The 20,716-nt window shown below is 47.0% G+C and carries 23 protein-coding genes; 7 read left to right on the top strand and 16 right to left on the bottom strand.

Translation table 11 applies throughout. The features are described 5' to 3' along the window. Positions 1-19 precede the first annotated feature (19 nt). Complete coding sequence (locus CB4_RS12175; protein ID WP_096466063.1) at positions 20-1,438, bottom strand: hypothetical protein; 1,419 nt, start codon at positions 1,436-1,438, stop codon at positions 20-22. A 120-nt stretch (positions 1,439-1,558) separates the two neighbouring features. Here CB4_RS12175 and CB4_RS21035 point away from each other — a divergent pair, with 120 nt between their 5' ends. Further along, on the top strand, positions 1,559-1,714 hold the full coding sequence (locus CB4_RS21035; protein ID WP_157737958.1) for a hypothetical protein: 156 nt from the start codon (positions 1,559-1,561) through the stop codon (positions 1,712-1,714). Between the two features lie 528 nt (positions 1,715-2,242). Then, on the top strand, positions 2,243-2,878 hold the full coding sequence (locus CB4_RS12170) for a trimeric intracellular cation channel family protein (protein ID WP_231955984.1): 636 nt from the start codon (positions 2,243-2,245) through the stop codon (positions 2,876-2,878). Positions 2,879-2,905: 27 nt separating this feature from the next. Here the strand turns inward: CB4_RS12170 and CB4_RS12165 are convergent, their stop codons facing one another. The 4 genes from CB4_RS12165 to hpaB form a co-directional block, all read right to left on the bottom strand. Further along, entirely contained in the window at positions 2,906-3,292 is a 387-nt protein-coding gene (locus CB4_RS12165) for a 5-carboxymethyl-2-hydroxymuconate Delta-isomerase (protein ID WP_096466061.1), read from the bottom strand. Continuing rightward, a complete protein-coding gene (locus tag CB4_RS12160) occupies positions 3,292-4,038 on the bottom strand; it encodes a fumarylacetoacetate hydrolase family protein (protein WP_096466060.1) in 747 nt (248 codons plus the stop codon). The genes CB4_RS12165 and CB4_RS12160 overlap by 1 nt, the downstream gene beginning before the upstream one ends. Beyond that, a complete protein-coding gene (locus CB4_RS12155; protein ID WP_096466059.1) occupies positions 4,035-4,826 on the bottom strand; it encodes a fumarylacetoacetate hydrolase family protein in 792 nt (263 codons plus the stop codon). Before CB4_RS12155 ends, CB4_RS12160 begins: the two co-directional genes overlap by 4 nt. Positions 4,827-4,929: 103 nt before the next feature. Beyond that, positions 4,930-6,405: a 4-hydroxyphenylacetate 3-monooxygenase, oxygenase component gene (gene hpaB, locus CB4_RS12150; protein ID WP_096466058.1), complete on the bottom strand. Its 1,476-nt coding sequence runs from the start codon at positions 6,403-6,405 to the stop codon at positions 4,930-4,932. 145 nt (positions 6,406-6,550) lie between these two features. Between hpaB and CB4_RS12145 the strand changes: the two genes are divergently transcribed. Both CB4_RS12145 and CB4_RS12140 read left to right on the top strand, forming a co-directional pair. Next, a complete protein-coding gene (locus CB4_RS12145; RefSeq protein ID WP_096466057.1) occupies positions 6,551-7,447 on the top strand; it encodes a LysR family transcriptional regulator in 897 nt (298 codons plus the stop codon). Positions 7,448-7,489: 42 nt separating this feature from the next. Then, positions 7,490-7,834, top strand: coding sequence for a rhodanese-like domain-containing protein (locus tag CB4_RS12140; protein ID WP_096466056.1), 345 nt, complete (start codon positions 7,490-7,492; stop codon positions 7,832-7,834). A 146-nt stretch (positions 7,835-7,980) separates the two neighbouring features. Here CB4_RS12140 and CB4_RS12135 read toward each other — a convergent pair whose 3' ends face one another. From CB4_RS12135 to CB4_RS12125, 3 genes are all read right to left on the bottom strand, one after another. Further along, positions 7,981-8,196, bottom strand: coding sequence for a hypothetical protein (locus tag CB4_RS12135; RefSeq protein ID WP_096466055.1), 216 nt, complete (start codon positions 8,194-8,196; stop codon positions 7,981-7,983). 235 nt (positions 8,197-8,431) lie between these two features. Next, positions 8,432-9,454 (bottom strand): NADH:flavin oxidoreductase/NADH oxidase, encoded by a 1,023-nt coding sequence (locus tag CB4_RS12130; protein WP_096466054.1) that lies wholly within the window; start codon positions 9,452-9,454, stop codon positions 8,432-8,434. A 58-nt stretch (positions 9,455-9,512) separates the two neighbouring features. Then, the gene (locus CB4_RS12125) at positions 9,513-10,073 is read right to left on the bottom strand and encodes an FAD-dependent oxidoreductase (RefSeq protein WP_096466053.1); all 561 of its coding nucleotides are present in this window, start codon (positions 10,071-10,073) and stop codon (positions 9,513-9,515) included. A 246-nt stretch (positions 10,074-10,319) separates the two neighbouring features. Between CB4_RS12125 and CB4_RS12120 the strand changes: the two genes are divergently transcribed. Genes CB4_RS12120 through CB4_RS12110 form a run of 3 tightly spaced genes read left to right on the top strand, consistent with a single transcriptional unit; the run spans position 10,320 to position 14,078 of the window. Then, a complete protein-coding gene (locus CB4_RS12120; protein ID WP_096466052.1) occupies positions 10,320-11,858 on the top strand; it encodes a spore germination protein in 1,539 nt (512 codons plus the stop codon). Then, positions 11,855-12,958: a GerAB/ArcD/ProY family transporter gene (locus CB4_RS12115; protein ID WP_096466051.1), complete on the top strand. Its 1,104-nt coding sequence runs from the start codon at positions 11,855-11,857 to the stop codon at positions 12,956-12,958. The genes CB4_RS12120 and CB4_RS12115 overlap by 4 nt, the downstream gene beginning before the upstream one ends. Continuing rightward, entirely contained in the window at positions 12,942-14,078 is a 1,137-nt protein-coding gene (locus CB4_RS12110; protein ID WP_157737957.1) for a Ger(x)C family spore germination protein, read from the top strand. The genes CB4_RS12115 and CB4_RS12110 overlap by 17 nt, the downstream gene beginning before the upstream one ends. 91 nt (positions 14,079-14,169) lie before the next feature. Here CB4_RS12110 and CB4_RS12105 read toward each other — a convergent pair whose 3' ends face one another. The 8 genes from CB4_RS12105 to CB4_RS12070 form a co-directional block, all read right to left on the bottom strand. Further along, on the bottom strand, positions 14,170-15,648 hold the full coding sequence (locus CB4_RS12105; RefSeq protein ID WP_096466049.1) for an aldehyde dehydrogenase: 1,479 nt from the start codon (positions 15,646-15,648) through the stop codon (positions 14,170-14,172). Between the two features lie 19 nt (positions 15,649-15,667). Beyond that, complete coding sequence (locus CB4_RS12100; RefSeq protein ID WP_096466048.1) at positions 15,668-15,859, bottom strand: 4-oxalocrotonate tautomerase; 192 nt, start codon at positions 15,857-15,859, stop codon at positions 15,668-15,670. A gap of 10 nt (positions 15,860-15,869) precedes the next feature. Then, on the bottom strand, positions 15,870-16,661 hold the full coding sequence (locus tag CB4_RS12095) for a 2-keto-4-pentenoate hydratase (protein ID WP_096466047.1): 792 nt from the start codon (positions 16,659-16,661) through the stop codon (positions 15,870-15,872). Further along, the gene (gene dmpG, locus CB4_RS12090) at positions 16,661-17,695 is read right to left on the bottom strand and encodes a 4-hydroxy-2-oxovalerate aldolase (protein WP_096466046.1); all 1,035 of its coding nucleotides are present in this window, start codon (positions 17,693-17,695) and stop codon (positions 16,661-16,663) included. The genes CB4_RS12095 and dmpG overlap by 1 nt, the downstream gene beginning before the upstream one ends. Next, positions 17,676-18,575: an acetaldehyde dehydrogenase (acetylating) gene (locus tag CB4_RS12085; RefSeq protein WP_096466045.1), complete on the bottom strand. Its 900-nt coding sequence runs from the start codon at positions 18,573-18,575 to the stop codon at positions 17,676-17,678. The genes dmpG and CB4_RS12085 overlap by 20 nt, the downstream gene beginning before the upstream one ends. Before the next feature lie 25 nt (positions 18,576-18,600). Next, positions 18,601-19,386 (bottom strand): 2-keto-4-pentenoate hydratase, encoded by a 786-nt coding sequence (locus tag CB4_RS12080; RefSeq protein WP_096466044.1) that lies wholly within the window; start codon positions 19,384-19,386, stop codon positions 18,601-18,603. A gap of 37 nt (positions 19,387-19,423) precedes the next feature. Further along, positions 19,424-19,696 (bottom strand): 2Fe-2S iron-sulfur cluster-binding protein, encoded by a 273-nt coding sequence (locus CB4_RS12075; RefSeq protein ID WP_096466043.1) that lies wholly within the window; start codon positions 19,694-19,696, stop codon positions 19,424-19,426. A gap of 99 nt (positions 19,697-19,795) precedes the next feature. Continuing rightward, positions 19,796-20,707, bottom strand: coding sequence for a catechol 2,3-dioxygenase (locus CB4_RS12070; RefSeq protein WP_096466042.1), 912 nt, complete (start codon positions 20,705-20,707; stop codon positions 19,796-19,798). Positions 20,708-20,716: the final 9 nt, after the last annotated feature.

Here is a 20,716-nt window from a genome sequence, read left to right as displayed (position 1 = left end):
CTCTACGTTATAGCATGCCTTACAAACGAATGAGTTGCAAATAAATCGGCAAAATAATAGCCATTGCGAACACATAGTTACGATTCCAGCGAATCGAGACATCCAATATGTCTGCCCTTAACACATTCGAAAGCAAATTATTCGCACCTGATGCTGGCGAAATCACATTCGCGATCCCAAAACTCCCCAGAAGCAGCACCGCAAAAAATGCATTACTCACTCCGATCAGCTCCGGTTGGATCGTTGTCACAAAAATGCTAATCATGATGATCGGATGCAAGCCAATCATCGCCGAAAGTACAACGAGGATCGATAGAAAACACGCCTTACCGATGATAAAAGATCCGAATACTTGATTGAGCTGCTCCACAAAAAAAGTACCCAGGTTTACATGACTTAACGCGCTGCTAAAAAATCCGGCCACTAAAAATAACACAACTTCCTTTTTCATCCGGGGAATTGAAAGAAACGTATGATCGCGAAGCTCTCGTACGTACTCACCTGTTTTCCCTGCTAGCATACACCATACAAACGAAAAAACAAGCGAGACGAGACAAATAATGACGACCATTCCAAAATTAGATAGCCTCTCAATAACTAAAACAATCGCCATAATTGCGAGAAGGATACTAAATAGCTCGACTACTTTTTTAATGCCACTCGTCCTTGCTGTTTGATGTACGATCTCCTCTTCATCATCCTGATTATCCTCAGCCGTGACCTGTCTAATAATCGGCAAATCAATGAGCAAGCTAACGACAAAGCTGATCAGAGCAAGACCGATCGCAGGTAGTACAATCGATGACCAGGTAATCGGCAGCTGACTGAGCACAAGCGCCATGGCTGCGAAGTACGGCGACCAAAAGATCGCACTCCCAAATCCTCGACTGATCCCATCTGCTAACAAACGGGGGACCCGAATTTTAGAAGCAGTTGACAGATGATACACAATCGCCGTCGATCCGATATTCAGCACAGTTCCAAGTATATGCGTTAAGATCGACGATCCGAGAAAGAAAAAGTAAGGCTGATTCATCTTTTCCTTAAATACACTCTTCAATGCCTGCACGTATCCGCCTATTTTTATCGGAATCCCAAGCAATGGGGAAAAAATAAAAAGCGCCACCAGCGTTAAGTTAATCCGAAAACCGGCCAGCCACTCTTGAACAGGAGCCCGATTCGCACTTAACAAGATGATGCCACCTACGAGAAGAACTACGCTCACGACCATCGTGCTACCCCGAAGCGTTGGTAGAATCGTGACAATGATAAGTCCGATTATAATACTAAGCCCTATCTCCAACCAGTGCTGATGAAAAAACTGGAGCAGAATGTATCCACAGGCTAACAGTCCAATAAAAATACCTTGCAGTTTCTCCTGTATTCGCAGCGTAGGCGCTGTTTTTTGCGCAGGAGAAGAGGAAGTTTGAGCAATCATACAATCCCCGCCCTATGTTTTATCTATATGTTTGATTTTATCTGAGTTTTTGAAGTGTGACAAACATAAATCAAGAGGCCGAGGCAGTCTCTTGTTCTTGGTGGAGGGTTTCTCCAAAGTGTGGTGGAGGAGCGGGATCGGGTAGGGCCTCGTCACTTTGGTACGCTTACAGAGAAGTGGGGACTGTCCGCTCCAGGTGCCAGACGAACTCGCCCACAAAACATGCCCGCGATGTATTTGCAGCGAAGCATTGTGGGCAAAAGCCCGTTCGTCTAGCCCCTTCCGCTAGGGAGTCGCGTACAGGCGTTCCGTTGCCCCGCCCGATCCCGCTCCTAACGCAGTTTGGATGAAAACCCTCAAGTATAATCAAGAGGCTGAGCTTTGCTCTACAAGTAAAAAATAAGGAAGCGTTCTGGCGTGCATGTTTTTTGTAAACCGAAACGTTGTGCGGGGAGTGGGAGAAGGGTGGAGCAAGAGAGTGCCTTTACGCGCCTACTCAGCGGAGGGAGAACGTCGAACGGGCCTTTGCCCGCAATCCTTCGGCGAATCAACATCGTAGAACTTTCTTTGCGGGCGAGTTCGCCGGGCTCCCGGAGCGGACAGTCCCAGCTTCCCTGCAAGCGTAACCAAACGAACGGCTCCTCTCTTCTCCCACTCCCTCACCCCCAAACGTTATCGATATCACAAAAAGCTGCCCTCTTCGTCATTTGTGGAAATCCACAAACAAACAGCACTTTTTTTGGTTACTTCCACATTGAGTGAAAAACGCTTACAACTTTATACTTTGAATCAGCATTTTGTAAAATGACTTTTCGACTTGAGGCGATCAACATGGAGTGGGATTTTTTTAATAGTATGGCGATCATTGCATTTGCTTTTAGCGGTGCCATTGTTGCCCTGCAGGAAAAATACGATATATTCGGGGTATACGTCCTCGGTTTGGCTGCATCGTTCGGAGGTGGCTATATTCGCTGTGTATTAATGGGCTTACCCGTTAAACCAATATGGGAGCAGGGCTCTCTGCTGTACATTGCGTTAGCAGCTATTACGATCATTTATATGCTACCTAAAAACTGGCTGCATTCCTGGAATCGCTGGAATGACTTTTTTGATGCCGTCGGGTTATCCGCATTTGCGATACAGGGAGCGATTTTTGCTCTTAGCTTCCATTTGCCGCTTGGAGCCGTTATTCTTTCTTCTATTGTAACAGGCATTGGCGGGGGCATGCTGCGTGATGTATTAGCCCGCCGAAAACCGATGATTCTCCAGCAGGAGATTTATGCCGTATGGGCGATTTTAGTCGGCGTCGTGATTGGCATGGGATGGGTGGATACTCATAATGTAGTTGAATTGTATTCGCTGTTCATAGCTGTGACCATACTGCGTATGCTCTCCATTGTGTACAAGTGGCATTTACGATTACGTGAGCTGCCGAACTAGCTTCCAATTTTTCGACAGCTCCGAACACTATTTCTTGTAACGCGCATGAATATTGTTATGCTTATACGTCCCTACTTCACTAAATTCTACCAGTTCCATCGACAGCGCCAGATAGCGTGTCGCAAACAACTCGGCAAAATGCTCCTTTACCTTCTCAAATAACTCATCGCATACAGCCTGCTTGTCTGCTTCAGACCGTCCTGCACCAATTTTTAGCGTCACATGGACGAACGCATCATCCTCTGTTCCGTCCGCCACGCAATAATCTTGCAATTCAATCGCCCGCGAACGAATGCCACCGACCGGAAACAGAGGCGCACGACCAATGAGGACATCATTGATTTTTCGGAGGAGGCCGGAAATATCACCTTCTACCTTAATGTTATCCGTGTATTCGACAATAATATGCGGCATCAGACTTCATCCCCCACAATCGTATTGACCAGGCGCCCAATGCCCTCAACCTCTGTTATAACTTCATCGCCCACTTTCGTATCAACCGAGCCCTTCGGCGTGCCGGTGAGAATCACATCCCCTGCATTTAACGTCATGAAACTACTCAAGTATTCAATCAGCACGGGAATACTGAAAATCATGTCCGCTGTAGTCCCTTGCTGTACGAGCTTGCCGTTTACATATGTGTGCAGCGCCAGATTCATTGGATCGGCTACATCCGCAGCATCCACAAGCCATGGGCCGATCGGTGTGCATGTGTCCCTGTTTTTGACTCGCAGATTCGGACGATAATAGTTCTCTAAGTAGTCACGGATCGCATAATCGTTCGCAACCGTATAGCCTGCCACGTAGTCATATGCGTCTTCCCGCTTTACCTTGCGTGCGGAACGACCGATGACGACACCGAGTTCACATTCATAATGCATATATGTCACATCCGCCGGACGGCGCGTTTGGCCGCGATGGCCGATGAACGTATTCGGCCCTTTGAGAAACACAAGCGGTTCAGTCGGTGCCGTAAACGCCAGCTCCGCCGCATGATCCGCATAATTCAGACCAAGGGCAAACACGGTGCGCGGCTCAATCGGCGGCAGCCAGACTACCGCATCCTCTGCCACCACACGCCCATCCGCCAGCTTCACGCTCCCCTCCATTTCAACCGCGCTATGAATCGCTCCGCCATACGCTACACGTGCTCGTTTCATACAGCTCCCTCCTTCATCCAGTCACGCTCCGGTACAACCGTATTCTCAAGCCAGCCGACTTCATCAATCTCGATCCGCACCTGATCGCCTGCTCCGGCGAGCGGGGCATCTTCCGGTACACCGACAAGCAGCACATCCCCTGGATTTAGCGTCATAAAATCCGTCACATCTACCAGCAGACGTGTCACCGAACGAATCAGATTCGCAGTCGTATTTTTCTGACGCAACTCCCCATTAATGAACACCCGCACCCCGAGTGCATCCGGGTCTGCGACAGCATCCCGCTCGATTACCCACGGGCCAATCGGGCAGAATCCGTCCCGTGCTTGCTGGGCAATCGCCGGGCGGTACACACTCGCATGCGGAATGCTTACATCATTCACTACCGTATAGCCAGCTACGTAGTCGAGTGCCTCCGACTCACACACACGGGTCGCGCTGTGACCGATGACAACACCAAGTGCCGCTCCCATCGCAAGCTTTGGCACATCATCCGGCAAGGGAATCCTAGCCCCATTCGCGGCAATTGTATTCGCTGGCTTTATGTACAAAATCGGGGCTTTAGGTGCCGCCATATACGGTGCTTCATTGACTGCCCCACCCAGTGCGGTAAGCGCCCCTTTGTAGTTCAATTGTGTCCCATAGATCATGCCCGCTATCGGAGCCGCAAAGGCAAGCTGGTTGATATCATACTGTCTATCGTTCAACTCCAGTGTGTGTTCACCCAGATTCACCCATGCCTCTTCTGTCTGTAGTCTCCCGAAGCGCTTGATTATTGCTCTGCTCATCTAATTTCACTCCTTTTACTCTCTTATATGACCGTGCCACACATTCAAGTAGACCGGGAAAAGAATGCTCTTCTCACCGGTCCACCTGCCGTTCACTTACAGGCTATACACCTGCATATTTATGATTTGGATTTTTAACACGGCTCAAGAACTCCGTTACGAGATCTTTGTACGGCTGCTTGTTGTACATGTCATAATATACATTCGACATGCGAACCGGATCCCCAAAGAAGTAGTACTCATACAGTGCCTGACGATTGCCGAATGCGCTAATTGCAATATCCCATGCGAGGCGATACAGCTGCACACGATCGTAACCGTCGATGTTTGCCCCCTGGTTAAAGCGGTGCATAAGCGGGCCAATCTCGGCATGATCAAAATCTGCCTCTGTCGGAATGGCCATCAAGCCAGAGGAACCTAAGATACGAATGATTTCAACAATACGCTGATACATTTTTGGGTACCAGTTACGTGCCGCATTAAGCGGTGCAAAGTCCGGCGTCATATTGCCGTATTTATCAATCGCTGCATTATGTTCGGCACGGTACATATGCGAGCGCATCACTTCAAGCGCGATCATCACTTCCGACGCTTTTTCTTTCACGTGCTGGAACTGCTCAATGCCAATCGCATCAATAATGCTCAAGATGACACCGAGTGTAAATTCTGTTTTCGCGATGTTTTTCGCGACAACTTGATGCGTCATATGAACGACGGCATTCGTCTCTACATAGGTACGGTTACAAATGTCTGTGCTTTCACACACAAACACGCGCTCCCACGGCACTAGCACTTTATCAAATACTACAATGGCATCGCTTTCATCAAATCGTGCGCCAAGCGGATGATCCCACTGATTACGGCCATAATCAAATGATTCACGGCACATGAATTTTAGACCCGGTGTATTGTTTGGAATCGCAAACGCAAACGCATATGGGTCATCCTGCGATGTCGCCTTGTTCAACGTAGAAGGGAACACAACAATTTCGTCTGTTACTCCGCCGAGTGTGGCTAACAGGCGACAGCCATCTACCACAATACCATCTGCATTTTTCTCGACAATGCGGGCTGAAAGATACGGGTCCTTTTGCTCCGACTGCATTTTAGAACGATTCGCCTGCGGGTGAATGAGCGTATGCGTCAGGCTAATGTCATTCTCTCGACAGTATTCATAATAATTACGTGCATTCTCTGCAAAGCGCGGATCACCCTGGGCAAAGAACGAACCCGCTGTACCGAAAGACATAACGCTTGTATTCAGATAATCCGGGGAACGGCCCATCATGCCGCCCGAGTAGCGCGCCCATTCTGTGATCATCTCACGGCGAGCGAACAGGTCTTCTTTTGTTTTCGGTTCAATAAACGACAGGCCGACTTGATTGCCGGTTGTCGGTGACGTATACAACATTTTGTCTGCTTTTTCATGCTGAAGATCATACAGATTCACCATACTTTGCACAATGTTGCGGAACGCCGGATGTTCCGCTACTTTCTCCACCCGCTCTCCGTGAATCCATACTTCGTTATTCGCCGCAGTAAGCGCGTCCAAATACTGCTGTCCCGTACGTGCTGCCATGTATAACTCCTCCTCATATATTATCTGAAATTACTTAATTTTCTTTATTTATTATACTAGCATGTGCTACTCTATATGAAAAATACCGATTTTATTGATTATGTATATGTAAAAAGTATAGAAAACAGCAGACAGGAGCGATCAAATGGATATTAAACAGCTGCGGTATTTTGTAACAATCGCAGAGGAAGGACAGATTACCCGGGCCGCAAAAAGGCTGCACATGGCGCAGCCACCGCTGAGCTTGCAGCTCAAACTTCTTGAGCAAGAACTTGGTGTACTGTTGCTAGAGCGGAACGGCAGACAGATGGAGCTCACACAGGCGGGAGCGGCCTTATATGAAAAAGCGGAGCAACTGTTGCACCATCTTACGGAAACCGTAACCGAAGTACAACAAGTCGGTAAAGGGATCAGCGGCGTGCTATCAATCGGCTGTGTGCAATCTTGTTTTTCCCATCTGCCCGAGCGCATTCGCCACTTCCGCGAACACTATCCGCTCCTTCGTTTTCAATTGCGTGAAGGGGATTCCTTCCGATTATCAGAAGAGTTGCACGACCGAAAAATCGAGCTTGCGCTTGTACGCTTGCCAGTGGACATGACCACCTTCGCCTCGATTCCACTGCCGTCCGAGCCGTTCGTTGCAGTTATGCCAAAGGAGTGGGAAACTCGTTTTCCAGATGGCAGCATACAAGTACAGGACCTGGCGAAAGTTCCCCTGCTGCTCTTGCACCGCATTAACGGAACGGGAACGTATGAAGTAACAATGGAAGAATTCCGGCGGCACGGATGTAAACCGAATGTCGTATGCGAATGCCCAAACGCCAGCATGCTCCTCTCACTCGTCCGGGAAGGCGTAGGCGTTACCTTGCTCCCCACATCTGCACTAACCAGGCAGTCCGCACAGGAGTTTTCCATCCTGAATATTATCGATGCTAACATTCAGTCCGAGTCAGCGGTAATCTGGCTTCGTGATCGATATGTGTCACAGAGCGCCCGCCGGTTTCTTGATACATTTTTACATGTAAATAATGAGTGTACATAAAAAACTGTGCTACAATGAACAAAAAAAGGGAGGTTATACAAAATGAATAACGAGAAACTATCACCACAACAAGTACAGAACATACTCACGGAAGGAAAGCCTGTTCTGTTTCTCGATGTGCGAGATGTGGAAAAATACGAGGCAGGGAGTCTGCATGTAGAGGGACGAGAAACTCATAATATTGCCTATGTCGCCATGCGAGACAACGATAAGGAAGCCCTCGATCGGATTGATCGTCTGCCGCAGGACGTACAAATCATTACCGTCTGTACAACCGGAAACAAAGCCGGGAAAGCAGCCCAGCTACTGCGAGAACGCGGACGAAACGCGGTTTCACTTGAAGGTGGAATGACAGCCTGGAACGAGTGTGTCGAAAGTAAAAAATAAAATGGATGAGGAAGAAGGCTGTCTTAAAAGCCAGAATATGGCGAACGGGGTAGCCTCTTCTTATGTCCTTCTCTTCCTCTTACCACTTCGGTCCATACTCGCCGCAACACCCATTTTCATGCCGAAGTTGCGGTTGAAAAGCCGTGTTAGTCTTTTGTGTTTTTAATAATGTAATATCCAGCTTGCGTCAATAAATAAAATGTAAAAATAATCATCAAGGTTCTAGATATTACATAGCCTTCAATTGCTAAGTCATACCCTTTTGGTATCAAAAACTCGCTTTTAAAGGTTAAATAAATTGATAGTAAAATGGGTACTAAAATAAAAAGCATCGCTATTCTACGTTTAGATTCTTTGTTCATAACAACCACTCCTTTTGAGGCACCTACTTTATCGTCTTCTTCAATACGACGTAAAATACTTTCTGGATACCTACCTCCTTATTTACAATTTTTATTTTACTACAAATTTTTAGTTTATTACCATTAAAGTGATAAACATCCATTTCAAATTCCCACGTTCGTTTGCTCCTTCAATAAAAAACATCCCGTATCCGACCGCTATGCATCAGGGTGGATACAGGATGTTTTTTCTTTTTTAAAATGCTCGTTGATACGCAGCCGGAATGACTTCTTTATTCCCTTCAGCCTGCGCGACGTGAAGCGCCCAGAAAGGATTGCGCAACGCCCCACGGCCAATTGCCACAAAGTCCGCTTGCTCACTCTCCACAACACGTGCCGCATCAGCCGGGTTTTCCAGCTTTCCAACCGCAATCACCGGAACTGCAAGCGCCTCTCTCACAGCCTGAGCAAGTGGCACTTGATACCCAGCTTCCACTCCCGGTCTACCGCCAGAACCGATCGGGCCTTCCCCGCCAGATGTAATGTGAAAAATGTCAATGCCTGCTTCTTTGTAGGCGCGGCAGATGTCGATCGCATACGAAACGTCGTATCCACCCTCGACATACTCCTGTGCCGACACACGCATAATTAGCGGCATCGATTCTGGAATGACTTTCTTAACAGCCTCAACAACTTTTACACCGAATCGGGTCAAGTCGCGTCCGTACTCATCCTCCCGCTGATTGGTAAGCGGAGAGTGAAATTGATGCAACAAGTAGCCATGTGCACCATGAATCTCAATCGTGTCAAATCCTGCCTGCACAGCACGCAGCGCTGCTTGTTGGAAATAGTCAATCTGCTGCTCGATTTCTTCCGCTGTTAATGCCTGCGGAACTTTTGATGCCTGATCGAATGGGATCGCCGACGGCGCAACCGGAATGGCGGCATCTGTCGCTTTTCTTCCGGCATGTCCGAGCTGAATCGCCGCTTTTGCGCCGTATTCGTGCAGCTGATTCACGATTCTTTTATACGCTGGAATGTGCTCATCCGACCACAGACCAAGATCGCGATTTGTGATCCGGCCATCCGGTTCGACTGCCGTCATCTCCAAAATAATCAGGCCAAAGCCACCAACAGCCCGGCTGACATAATGCACAAAATGCCAGTCAGTCGGGATCCCGTCTTCTTTATGTACTTCATACTGGCACATCGGCGGCAGAACGATACGATTTTTCACGTGTAAATCTTTACTTGCGAATGGAGAAAATAAGGTTGTCATCTACTCTCTACCCCTTTTTAGACATTGCCTCCCCAATAATACGAAGGATCACACCAAATTATTTTAATACGTCATGGTCGACATATCGTTCGCCGTTCAACTCACTAATAATGTTAATGGCAACATTCGCACCGTCGCCTGCTACAATAATCGTATGCAAGCTTTTCCCCGCAATACCACCTGCGGCCCAGATGCCTTCTACACTTGTCTTCCCGAGAGCATCAACATCAACAATTGTTTTGACGCGCGGTTCGGTACCCGACTTTGTTTGAACACCGATCTTTTCTGCCAGATCAGTGAAAAGACCGGTTGCAAGAATGACATGGCGTGCTTCAAACGAACCGTTTTCTGTGTCAACCCGCAGTCCTTCGCTCGCTTTTTCGATGTTCTCTACTTTTGTTTGCACAAGCTCGGCACCGAACTTTTTCGCCTGTTCCTGTCCGAGTTCAACAAGAGCAGGTCCTGTGATCTCTCTTACACCATAGTGGTTTTCAATCCACGCTTTTTTTGTAATACTTTGATTGCTGTCCAGAAGTAGCGTTTTCTTGCCTGATTTTGCCGCGATAAGAGCAGCACTTGCCCCGGCTGGTCCGGCTCCGATTACGAGAATATCATACATAGTTATGTCCTCCTCAAAATAAAATACACATCGGCATACTCGGTCATTATCTACTATAAATCATTCGCTATTTCCTGCCGACTTTCCTCTTTATTTTTACCAGAGCGAGCACATTCATCCAAAATATCCCGCTTCCCCCTTTTTTCAGCGAGGCTACACTTTACATAGACTCAAAAAATTAAAGCGTATCTTCTTATCCACACTACACATACTAAATAAAAATAAAAGTGGATCAAGAGGAACAACATGACTTTTTTCACCAATTGGATCAGAGGAAAGAACGCACTTCCTACACAAAATGAAGCGACTGCTCTCCTGCACAGCAAGATTGATTCTTCCCTCTCTGTTAATATGCAGGATCTAGCCAAACTTTTTAGTAATATGCCGGATCTTACTTCTCACGAACTCTTATTACAAACAGAAAAAAAGGCTGCTCTTTTTTATATAGATGGCTTAGTAGATCGGAACATGATTAATAAAGATATCCTTCCGCCACTTCTATCTAAAAAGTGGGATCAAGAAGGCCCTTTGGAATTAACAGTCTCTATGAGCCCCATCAAAAAAATGGAGCAGTGGTCTGAGATTGAACAGGACCTTCTTGGTGGAAAAAGCATACTGTTTATTGACGGATGTTCTTTTGCATTCGGGTTTGAAACACAAAATTGGCCACAGCGTGCCATCCAGGAACCGCAAGTAGAATCATCGATTAAAAGTTCGCATCAAGGTTTCACCGAAACAGCCAGTCAAAATATTTCAATGATTCGTCGGTATATCCCTACTCGGGAATTAAAAGTCACTAAGTGTACAGTCGGTGACCGGGGAAAAGTAACCGTCTCGCTACTTTATCTCCAGGATGTTATAAATCAAGATTTTCTTCAAGAAATGCAGAAGCGAATTACACAAATCAAAGTGGATACGATTCTTAGCACCGGTGAGTTAGAGGGGTTTATTGAAGATCATTCCTATACACCTTTCCCTCAATTTATCATTACAGAACGCCCTGATACGGCAGCCTCTCATATTCTACAGGGGCGAATCGCCGTTATTATAGATCGCTCGCCAGGGGTTCTGATTGGACCTATGTCTTTTTCTTCGTTCTTTCAAACTGTTGATGATTATAATATCCGATGGCTTATCGCCTCCTTCATTCGCCTGCTCCGTTTTATTGGAGCTTTCATTGCTATTTTTGCGCCTGCGTTTTATATCGCCATGGTTTCTTTTCATTATGAAATTGTTCCGCTTAAACTGCTCTTATCTATTGCCGAATCACGGGAAAAAGTTCCTTTCCCTCCCCTTATTGAAGCGCTGCTGATGGAACTAGCCCTGGAGATGCTTCGTGAAGCCGGCATTCGTCTCCCTGCACCTATCGGACAAACGATAGGGGTAGTTGGGGGTATCGTAATTGGACAAGCTGCCGTGCAAGCCGGGCTTGTCAGCAATATCATGGTAATCGTAGTAGCTTTGACCGCCATCGCTTCTTTTATCATTCCAAATCTAGACATGTCAGCTGGAATCCGAATCCTTCGCTTCCCTATGATGATTCTCGCTTCTATATTCGGGATGATCGGCATCATTTCGGGAATGATGTTACTGATCGGACATTTACTGTCTTTAAAGTCATTAGGAAGTCCCTACATGAACTTCCTTTCATTTTCGAGCATACCAGACATAAAAGATACGTTTCTTCGCTTACCGATCTGGATGATGAAAAAGCGCCCTCTATCCATCCGTCCTAAACAAATAAACCGGCAAGGAAGTACACCAAACCATAAGGAGGACCCATGAATACATTCAAAGAAATAAGCTTCATGCAGTATGTCCTCGCCATTCATGGAGTCGAGGTAGCCACCAGTATATTAACACTTCCTTCATCCTTAGCGAAAACCGCAGGAACAGACGGATGGATTTCGATTATCCTTGGATGGATGTTGGCTACTATAGCTGGCCTATGTGTGATTTCCTTCATGTCCAAACACCCTGGAGAAACTTTTCAGGAAATCTTAATCCGTTACACAGGAAAGACACTAGGGAAAGTGTTCATGATCTTATGGATATTTCACGCTACGTTTTCTGCCATCTCCATTCTATTCATCACATTATTTCTCCTTCAGGAATGGATTTTACCCCATATGCCTCGCTATGTCATAGCGGCACTCTTTATGTGCAGTGCTTTTCCTCTTTTTCGCGGAGGTGTAAACGTTATAGCACGCTATGCTGTCTTTGTTTTTTTCTTCACACTTTTTTTGCCTGCCTTACTGCTTATCCCACTTAAAGACAGTCAGTGGCTTTATATCCTCCCTATTTTAAAAGATGGATGGCTTCCGATCCTTCATGGGGTAAAAGAAACAGCTGTAGGTTTTTTGGGATTTGAAATGGCCGTTCTCTTTTATCCCTATCTAAAAAACAAACAATCTGCCGTTAAAGGAATGTTGATTGCTAACACGCTTACATTAATCATCTATTTGCAAATCACAATAAGCTGCTTTGTTTATTTTAGTCCCGATGAAATCACACAATTTTTATGGCCTACGCTTACACTTGTCAAGCCCATCAAATTTCCATTCCTTGAACGATTGGAAATTATCTTTTTATCGTTTTATATTTTTGTTTTCTCTACTGCAATTATACCTTATATCTTTTTTGTCATAGATAGTCTTCGCCAGCTTTTCAATAAACCAAAGTGGAAAATCCCTTATCTTGTATTACCGTTTATTGTAATTTTATCTGCTGTATTCACGCTTTCTTATGAAGAACTTGAAATCCTAAAGAAATGGTGGGGGTTTGTAGATTACATTGTAGGGTATACGTTTCCTGTTCTATTCTTTTTATATGTGACGGTGTATACATACTGGAGGGGAGGAAGATCTCGTGAAAAAACAGGCTAAGCTTATTCTACTCTGTTTTTACTTACTATTTCTCTCAGGTTGTGGAGACCGACTTAGTGTGGAGGAAACAACCTTATCGTTAGTGTACGCGTTAGATATAGATGAAAAAGGAAAATTAACGGTCTATCAGTTGAACCCTGTTTTCAATAAAGAAGCAAAGAACAAATATGAAATCCACAGCGCAAAAGTGAATACCAACAGACAAGCTAGACAAATATTTGACAGTATGATGAATGGAAAGATCACGACTGGAAAAGTACAAGTCATTATGTTTAGCGAGCACTTATTGAAAAAACAAGGGGTTATGACTTTGCTTGATAGTATTTATCGGGATGCAAAAAACTCAGGGAATATGTGCCTGGTTGTTGTAAAAGGACCCATTGCTCCGCTAATAAACAGTAAATTTAACGATAAACCAATCCTGCCTATGTACATAAAAAACGTAGTCGATGTAGGAAGAGATTCAAATCAAGGAGTTTTTGTTACCGCACAACATTTTCATAAAATAGCGTTCGATAAAGGAATTACTCCCTTCATTACCGAAATCAAGAAGGGACCAAAGGCGCTTACGATAACCGGCTCAGCTCTTTTAAATAAAAAAGGAATGTATGAGCTGTCACTCGATCGTCATGAAAGTGCCCTCCTTCTAATGCTGCAAAAAAGTGAACACCCGCCAGTATCTTTTACGATGCATATGCCCCCTTTTTCTTTTAAAACTCCAAACCCGCTGCAAAACAAAAAAGGGACAGATTTTACATCCATCGATGTTTATAAAGCCAAACGTAAGATTTCGATTACTCATGAGCATAATCATTTTTCTTTTATTGTACAGCTGGAGATGAATGTTGATTTAACTGAACGTACATTCGATATGAATGTAACCAAAAATAAGGAGCAGCTTGAAGCCATCCTTACCAAGCAGTTCACAAAGGAACTGAATGGTCTAATTAAAAAAGCACAAAAGAAACAACTTGATCCCTTTGGATTCGGATGGCAGGCACGCGCTTACCAATATTCAGAATGGAAAAAGGTTGAGGATCACTGGCCCTTGGAGTTCTCAAAGGCAAAAGTATCGATCATACCCGTAGTAAAAATCAAAAAAAATGGCGTAGTCGAGTAGATACTATATGTAAACGTAAAAAGCTGTCGAGACTTTCTCGACAGCCTGCTACTTTCCTCTAGAGGAACGTCCACTTCTATACCTGAAACTTTTATTCAACCAAGCTTACGCAAACATTTTTTGCTTCTGTGAAAAATTCAAGGCTGAACTTACCACCTTCTCGTCCGATGCCGCTCTTTTTGAAGCCCCCGAACGGTGCACGTAAATCGCGCACGAACCAGCAGTTCACCCAGATTGTACCAGCCCGAATTTTTGCGGCTACACGGTGCGCCCGCTTCACATCACTCGTCCACAGCATCCCATTCAGTCCGTATTCAGTGTCGTTGGCGATTTGAATCGCTTCCTCTTCCGTATCGAACGGCACGACTACAACAACTGGTCCGAAAATTTCTTCTCGGCAGACGCGCATTTGGTTACTTACATGCGTATAAATTGTCGGTTCCAGATAGTAGCCGTTCTGCAAATGTTCCGGCAGTTCCGGACGTCTGCCACCGTATGCAAGCACTGCTCCATCCTGTGCGGCTACTTCCAAATATCCAGTTACTTTACGATAATGCTCCTCACCGATTAGCGGTCCCAAATTTGTAGTCGGATCTTGCGGATCACCGATTTTCAGACGACTGGCTGCTTCTACAAGTTTATCAACGAACGTATTATAAATATCACGCTGTACAAGTAAGCGCGAACCTGCCAGACATACTTGCCCTGCATTCATAAATGCGGCACGAATGGAGGTCGATACAGCTTGATCGAGATCTGCATCCGCAAATACGATGTTCGCTGCTTTGCCGCCCATCTCAAAAGATACACGCTTCAACGTATCCGATCCCGCTTTCATGATCGCTTTACCTGTCGCTGTCTCGCCTGTGAACGTAATCAGATCAATCTCCGGGTGCGTCGTCATGAACTCACCCGCTGACCTTGGACCGAACCCTTGCACGACATTCACAACCCCGTCTGGAATGCCAGCTTCTTTAGCAATTTCGCCAAGTAAGCTTACCGTAAGCGGCGTTAATTCCGCCGGCTTAATCACCGCTGTATTGCCTGTCGCCAGACACGGCCCTAGCTTCCATGTCGTAAGCATGAACGGAAGATTCCACGGCGTAATCAACCCTGCTACCCCGACTGGCTCATACAGCGTATAGTTCAAGAACTGATCATCAACTGGGAACGCTTCTGAACCATGCTGTTCAATAAAATCTGCGAAAAACTTCATATTGTTCGCGGCACGCGGAATTTCGTGTTCGAGCGCATCACGATACGGTTTACCTACATCTAATGCTTCAAGACGGGCTAATTCTTCCTTCCGTTCGATCATAATATCGCCCATCCGACGCACAAGTGCACAGCGCTGTTTCACCGGCATCGTCCGCCATTCACTTTCTTCAAACGCGCGGCGTGCTGCCATGACCGCATCATGTACGTCTGCTTCACTCGCTTCATGAACCCGGGCAATTAGCTCCCCTGTCGATGGATCATGCACATCGAACAGGCGGTTCGACGTCGCATCCACATATTGTCCGTTAATATACAGCTTCACTTCACGCACGTCTACTTTTGTCTGTGGCATAGGTTCTCCTCCGCTGTTCTTATTTTTTGAGATCAGACATCGGTACTCCACCAATGCCCCAGTGGTTTTTCGGCATTTCATTAATCAGAATCCGAATCGCTTCTTTCGGTGAACCAAGTGTTTCGGACACAACCTCTGTCACATTCTTCATCAACTGGCGCTTCATCTCATCGGAACGACCTTCTACGATATTAATTTGAATAAGCGGCATACGTTCCCTCCTACTCCTTGCACGTCAGCGTCACGCTGCCGAGTTTTTCAAAGTGTGCCTGTACGATATCTCCCGGACGAAAATCAATCGCTCCGGTCAATGCGCCACTCAGCACAACGTCCCCTTTGCACAGCTTCTCACCTCGTTCATGTAGCTTACGAACGAGCCAGGCGACTGCAGTTGCCGGATGGCCGAGCACAGCTGCTCCTGCTGCTGTATCGACAATCTCCCCGTTCTTATAAAACACCATGCCCATCAGGCTCAAATCAAGATCGGTCACGCGGCTTGGCTTGCCGCCGAGCACATAGCGTGCCGAAGATGAATTATCCGCAATCACATCAACCAGCGTAAATTTAAAATCGCGATATCGGCTATCGATAATTTCAAGCGCAGGAAACACGTATTCCGTGGCAGCCAGCACTTGTGCACCGGTTACGGCTGGTCCTTCCAGGTCTTCTTTTAAATAAAATGCAATTTCTGGCTCTGCTTTCGGGTGAATCAGTTCCGAATAACAGACAGGTTCACCCTCATTAATCAGCATATAATCAACAAGCGTGCCGTATGTCGGCTCATGCACACCCATCATCTGCTGCTTGGCACGGCTCGTTAATCCAAGCTTACGGCCTAGAACACGCTGGCCCTGCTCCTGTTTGCGCGCGATGAGGCGCTGTTGAATGTCATACGCTTCTTCCATTGTCAAGTTCGGATATTGTTCTGTCAGACGGTCGATTTCTTGGCGTTCCGCTTCACCGTGTTCCACAATATCCACGCATTGTTCTAGTTGTTCTGGTGTTAAACTCATTACTGAACGACCTCCTGCTTACGCTGTTTGGCAATATCTGCTGCTACGTCGATAATCATATCTTCCTGTCCACCAATCGCTTTCCTACGGCCAAGCTCGACGAGAATATCGCGTGCATCCAGGCCAAAGCGAGCAGCCGCCCGCTCCGCATGAAGAAGAAAGCTAGAATACACACCCGCATAGCCCATTACCAGACTGCCTTTGCGGATTTCCTGCGAGCGCGGTAAGATCGGACCGACCACGTCTTCGGCTAAATCCATCATTTTATATAAATCAACACCGGTATCCACTCCAAGACGAGCGAGTACCGCGATCAATACTTCTGTCTGTGTATTCCCCGCTCCCGCACCGAGGCAGCGTACGCTTCCATCGATACGGGTTGCCCCCTCTTCAATGGCAGCCAGTGTATTAGCAACCGCAAGCGACAGATTGTTGTGCGCATGGAAGCCGATTTCACATGACAGCTCCTGACGCAACAGACGCACGCGCTCCCGTACATCGTCTGGCAGTAGCGCCCCCGCAGAATCCGTCACATAGACTGCTTCCGCCCCGTAACTTTCCATCAATTTCGCCTGCTCCAGCAGCTTTTCTGGTGTAGCGGTATGCGTCATCATCAGAAAGCCGAGTGTCTCCATGCCCAGTTCGCGTGCCATATTAATATGCTGAGCCGATACGTCTGCCTCCGTAACATGCGTTGCGACACGTACCAGCTTCGCACCAAGCGCATGCGCCTGCTTCAATTCGTGTACCGTTCCGATGCCCGGTAATTGGAGCACAGCGATTTTAGACGTTGTACACTCCGACACCGCTGCTTCAATCAGCTTCATCTCATCGACCAACGAGCGGCCATACTGAAGCGTCGAACCGCCGAGCCCATCTCCATGTGATACCTCAATGTAGTGCACACCAGCGTCATCTAAAGCACGCACCACGGAGCGTACTTGTTCTTCCGTAAACTGATGTGCAACACTGTGGCTCCCATCACGCAAACATACTTCCGTAATCCGAATCGGTTTATCGCTGTTTCGTTTCATAACGTTCTCCTCCTGTCGCGAGTCTGTGACGTGCAAAGTCTTCTGCCACACGCACTGCTGCCGCTGTCATGATGTCAAGGTTACCGGCATATGGCGGAAAATAATCGCCTGCCCCTTCCACTTCCAGAAACACCGTGACACGATTGCCATCAAACAATGGCTCCTGCTTCAAGCGATACCCCGGCACGTACGATTGCACTTCTGTGATCATTTCATCAATGGACGCACGAATTTTCTCTTCATCCATGTTTTTCACTTCACAATGTACCGTATCCCGCATCAAAATCGGTGGCTCAGCCGGATTTAAAATAATAATCGCCTTGCCGCGATCGGCGCCGCCCACTTCCTCGATCCCACGACGCGTTGTAATCGTAAACTCATCGATATTTGCCCGCGTGCCAGGACCTGCGCTTTTACTTGAAACGGTGGCGACGATCTCACCGTATGACACATCGGCTACCCGATTAATGGCATGTACCATCGGAATGGTCGCCTGTCCGCCGCACGTAATCAAATTCACGTTATCCGCATCCAGATTGCTCCCTAAATTCACGACCGGGGAAAGAAACGGGCCGCGTGCTGCTGGTGTCAAATCAATGGCCAGCTTGCCCAGCTCCCGCAATGTTTTAGCATGGCGCACATGCGCTTTAGCTGATGTCGCATCAAATACAACATCAGCGATATCCGGATTTTCCTCAAGCGCTTTAATTCCATTTGCAAACGTCAAATATCCACGTTCTGCCGCACGCGCTAGTCCGTCTGATTCCGGGTCAATGCCGATGACGGCTGTGAGCTCAAGCACATCACTACGCTCCAGTTTATACATGAGATCGGTTCCGATATTGCCGGAACCAATAATGGCTGCTTTCAATTTTGCCACTTTGTATCTCTCCTTTCTTATCCACTTACCCGAATGCTACTGACACAGAGCCAATTTCACTAAAGCGCACCGTAATGTGGTCACCTTTTTCAACAGGCACAGCTTTGGCTACTGCCCCTGGCAGAATAATTTCGCCAGCATGCAGGCTGATATCATACGCGGCCAGTTTATTTGCCAGCCACGCAATCGCATACGCCGGATGTCCTAGAGCTGCAGCTCCTGCACCTGTGCTAATTTGCTGTCCATTTTTCTCAAGTACCATCCCCATAAGCTGGAGATCAAGACCATCAATCGGAACTGGCTTACTACCGAGTACAACCCGGGCAGATGAGCCATTATCTGCGATCGTATCTGAAAGCTTGATCTTCCAATCGCTAATGCGACTATCGATGATTTCAATCGAAGGTACGACGTAGCGAGTAGCACTGAGAACATCGGCTACCGTAACACCCGGTCCCTTTAGATCACGTTTCAGAATAAATGCAACCTCAGCCTCGATTCTCGGTTGAAGTAACTCGTCTGTTCGCATAACATCTTGATCCGACAACACCATATGGTCAAACAAGTGCCCGTAATCCGGCTCTGTTACCCCCATCATCTGCTGCATCGGCTTCGATGTAAGGCCGATTTTCTTACCGACAATACGACGGCCTGCCTGCTGCTGCAGGCGTACCCACTCCAACTGAATGCGGTACGCGTCCTCCGCACTCAAATTTGGATCAGCTTCTGTCAACGGTGAAATCGGGGTCCGCTCCTGATCAGCGCGATACAGTTTCGCTGCAAGTGCCGTAATTTGCTCTGTTGCTACCATGCTGCTTTTTCCTCCTTGTCTGTCCACTTCTTTATTTTCACAAATCAATTGTCACATCAGATAGCGGCCTGGCCTGGCATGCAAGTACGTATCCGGCAGATCGTTCCTCATCCGTAAGCACCGATTTCGAGTAAAAACCGTGTTCGATCATCCCGTCGATAATTCGTACTTTACACACACCACATCCTCCGCCTTTGCAACCGACAAGCAGCGGTAGCCGGGCAGCGGCAGCAGCATCAAGCAGCGTCCGCTTGGCAGAAGCTTTTATTTCTTTCTCCTGACCACGTACATACATGTTATATGTATCCATGATTTGGCCTCCGCTTCTATCAAGATAGATTCCATATAATAAGGAAGAAAGAGGAGAATTCTCTCTCCTCTTTTTTCTTCCTATCTACTATTTCGAGCCTTACGAATTCACATTCATAAATCGATCATTCAACTCGCGCTCGAAGAAGAAAATCGCTTTGCCGATCGTATCTTCTGTCCACGTAATCGTCGGAGAATCCGGATACGTGATATAGCCGCCGCAGAACACCTCGTTGCGGTTGCCAGATGGATCGAAGAAGTAGATCGTCGTCCCACGCGTAATGCCATGGCGGGTTGGCCCGATATCAATGGTCACATCGTTTTTCGCCATGATATCCGCCGCTTTACGCAACTCTACCCATTCATCCAGCCAGAAAGCGATGTGATGCAGACGTCCATTCGGTCCTTTTACAAACGCGATGTCATGCGCTGTATTTGTCTTGAACAGCCAGGTTGCAAGCTTTCCTTCCCCGCTATGGTCGACAAGTTGCTCGCTCATTTTGAAGTCGAATACATCCATAAACAGGCGGCTTACTCCTTCAATGTCATCACCTGTCACCAGCAGATGATCAAGGCGTGGCGGCGCGATTCCGACCAGGTGATCCGGCCACGGATCCGGATTCACAAGCGGCATCCCGTTGCCCACCACTTCGATCTCATGATACAACTCTACCCAATGCTCAGTCGGTAGCTGAAAGCGAATCGCTTCACCTTCCGCAATGCGCGTGCCTCTTGGAACCCGCTGTACGGCAATGCCGTAGTCACTCAGTTTCTGCTCGTACAAATCGAGGTCTTGGGCAAATTCACATTTGAACGCCAAGTGATCCAGACCTGCTGTATCTGCTTTTTGCAGAATCACACTATGATGATCATATTCATCCCATGCTTTGAGATACACATGGTTTTCATCACGGGCCGTCTCAATTAACCCGAGTACATTCTTGTAATAGAAAATCGATTTTTCCCAATTCGGCACGCGGATTTGTACGCGACCAAGACGCATGATGGCCATACAACTTCC

Origin of the sequence: Aneurinibacillus soli (assembly GCF_002355375.1) — a bacterium.
GTDB classification, from domain to species: Bacteria; Bacillota; Bacilli; order Aneurinibacillales; family Aneurinibacillaceae; genus Aneurinibacillus; species Aneurinibacillus soli.
This window is presented reverse-complemented; position numbering and strand designations above follow the sequence as displayed.

Coding starts and splice junctions, on each gene's coding strand:
- CB4_RS12175 (WP_096466063.1), bottom strand. CDS start 1,438: ATGATTGCTCAAACTTCCTCTTCTCCTGCGCAAAAAACAGCGCCTACG.
- CB4_RS12170 (WP_231955984.1), top strand. CDS start 2,243: ATGACTTTTCGACTTGAGGCGATCAACATGGAGTGGGATTTTTTTAAT.
- CB4_RS12165 (WP_096466061.1), bottom strand. CDS start 3,292: ATGCCGCATATTATTGTCGAATACACGGATAACATTAAGGTAGAAGGT.
- CB4_RS12160 (WP_096466060.1), bottom strand. CDS start 4,038: ATGAAACGAGCACGTGTAGCGTATGGCGGAGCGATTCATAGCGCGGTT.
- CB4_RS12155 (WP_096466059.1), bottom strand. CDS start 4,826: ATGAGCAGAGCAATAATCAAGCGCTTCGGGAGACTACAGACAGAAGAG.
- hpaB (WP_096466058.1), bottom strand. CDS start 6,405: ATGGCAGCACGTACGGGACAGCAGTATTTGGACGCGCTTACTGCGGCG.
- CB4_RS12145 (WP_096466057.1), top strand. CDS start 6,551: ATGGATATTAAACAGCTGCGGTATTTTGTAACAATCGCAGAGGAAGGA.
- CB4_RS12140 (WP_096466056.1), top strand. CDS start 7,490: ATGAATAACGAGAAACTATCACCACAACAAGTACAGAACATACTCACG.
- CB4_RS12135 (WP_096466055.1), bottom strand. CDS start 8,196: ATGAACAAAGAATCTAAACGTAGAATAGCGATGCTTTTTATTTTAGTA.
- CB4_RS12130 (WP_096466054.1), bottom strand. CDS start 9,454: ATGACAACCTTATTTTCTCCATTCGCAAGTAAAGATTTACACGTGAAA.
- CB4_RS12125 (WP_096466053.1), bottom strand. CDS start 10,073: ATGTATGATATTCTCGTAATCGGAGCCGGACCAGCCGGGGCAAGTGCT.
- CB4_RS12120 (WP_096466052.1), top strand. CDS start 10,320: ATGACTTTTTTCACCAATTGGATCAGAGGAAAGAACGCACTTCCTACA.
- CB4_RS12115 (WP_096466051.1), top strand. CDS start 11,855: ATGAATACATTCAAAGAAATAAGCTTCATGCAGTATGTCCTCGCCATT.
- CB4_RS12105 (WP_096466049.1), bottom strand. CDS start 15,648: ATGCCACAGACAAAAGTAGACGTGCGTGAAGTGAAGCTGTATATTAAC.
- CB4_RS12100 (WP_096466048.1), bottom strand. CDS start 15,859: ATGCCGCTTATTCAAATTAATATCGTAGAAGGTCGTTCCGATGAGATG.
- CB4_RS12095 (WP_096466047.1), bottom strand. CDS start 16,661: ATGAGTTTAACACCAGAACAACTAGAACAATGCGTGGATATTGTGGAA.
- dmpG (WP_096466046.1), bottom strand. CDS start 17,695: ATGAAACGAAACAGCGATAAACCGATTCGGATTACGGAAGTATGTTTG.
- CB4_RS12080 (WP_096466044.1), bottom strand. CDS start 19,386: ATGGTAGCAACAGAGCAAATTACGGCACTTGCAGCGAAACTGTATCGC.
- CB4_RS12075 (WP_096466043.1), bottom strand. CDS start 19,696: ATGGATACATATAACATGTATGTACGTGGTCAGGAGAAAGAAATAAAA.
- CB4_RS12070 (WP_096466042.1), bottom strand. CDS start 20,707: ATGGCCATCATGCGTCTTGGTCGCGTACAAATCCGCGTGCCGAATTGG.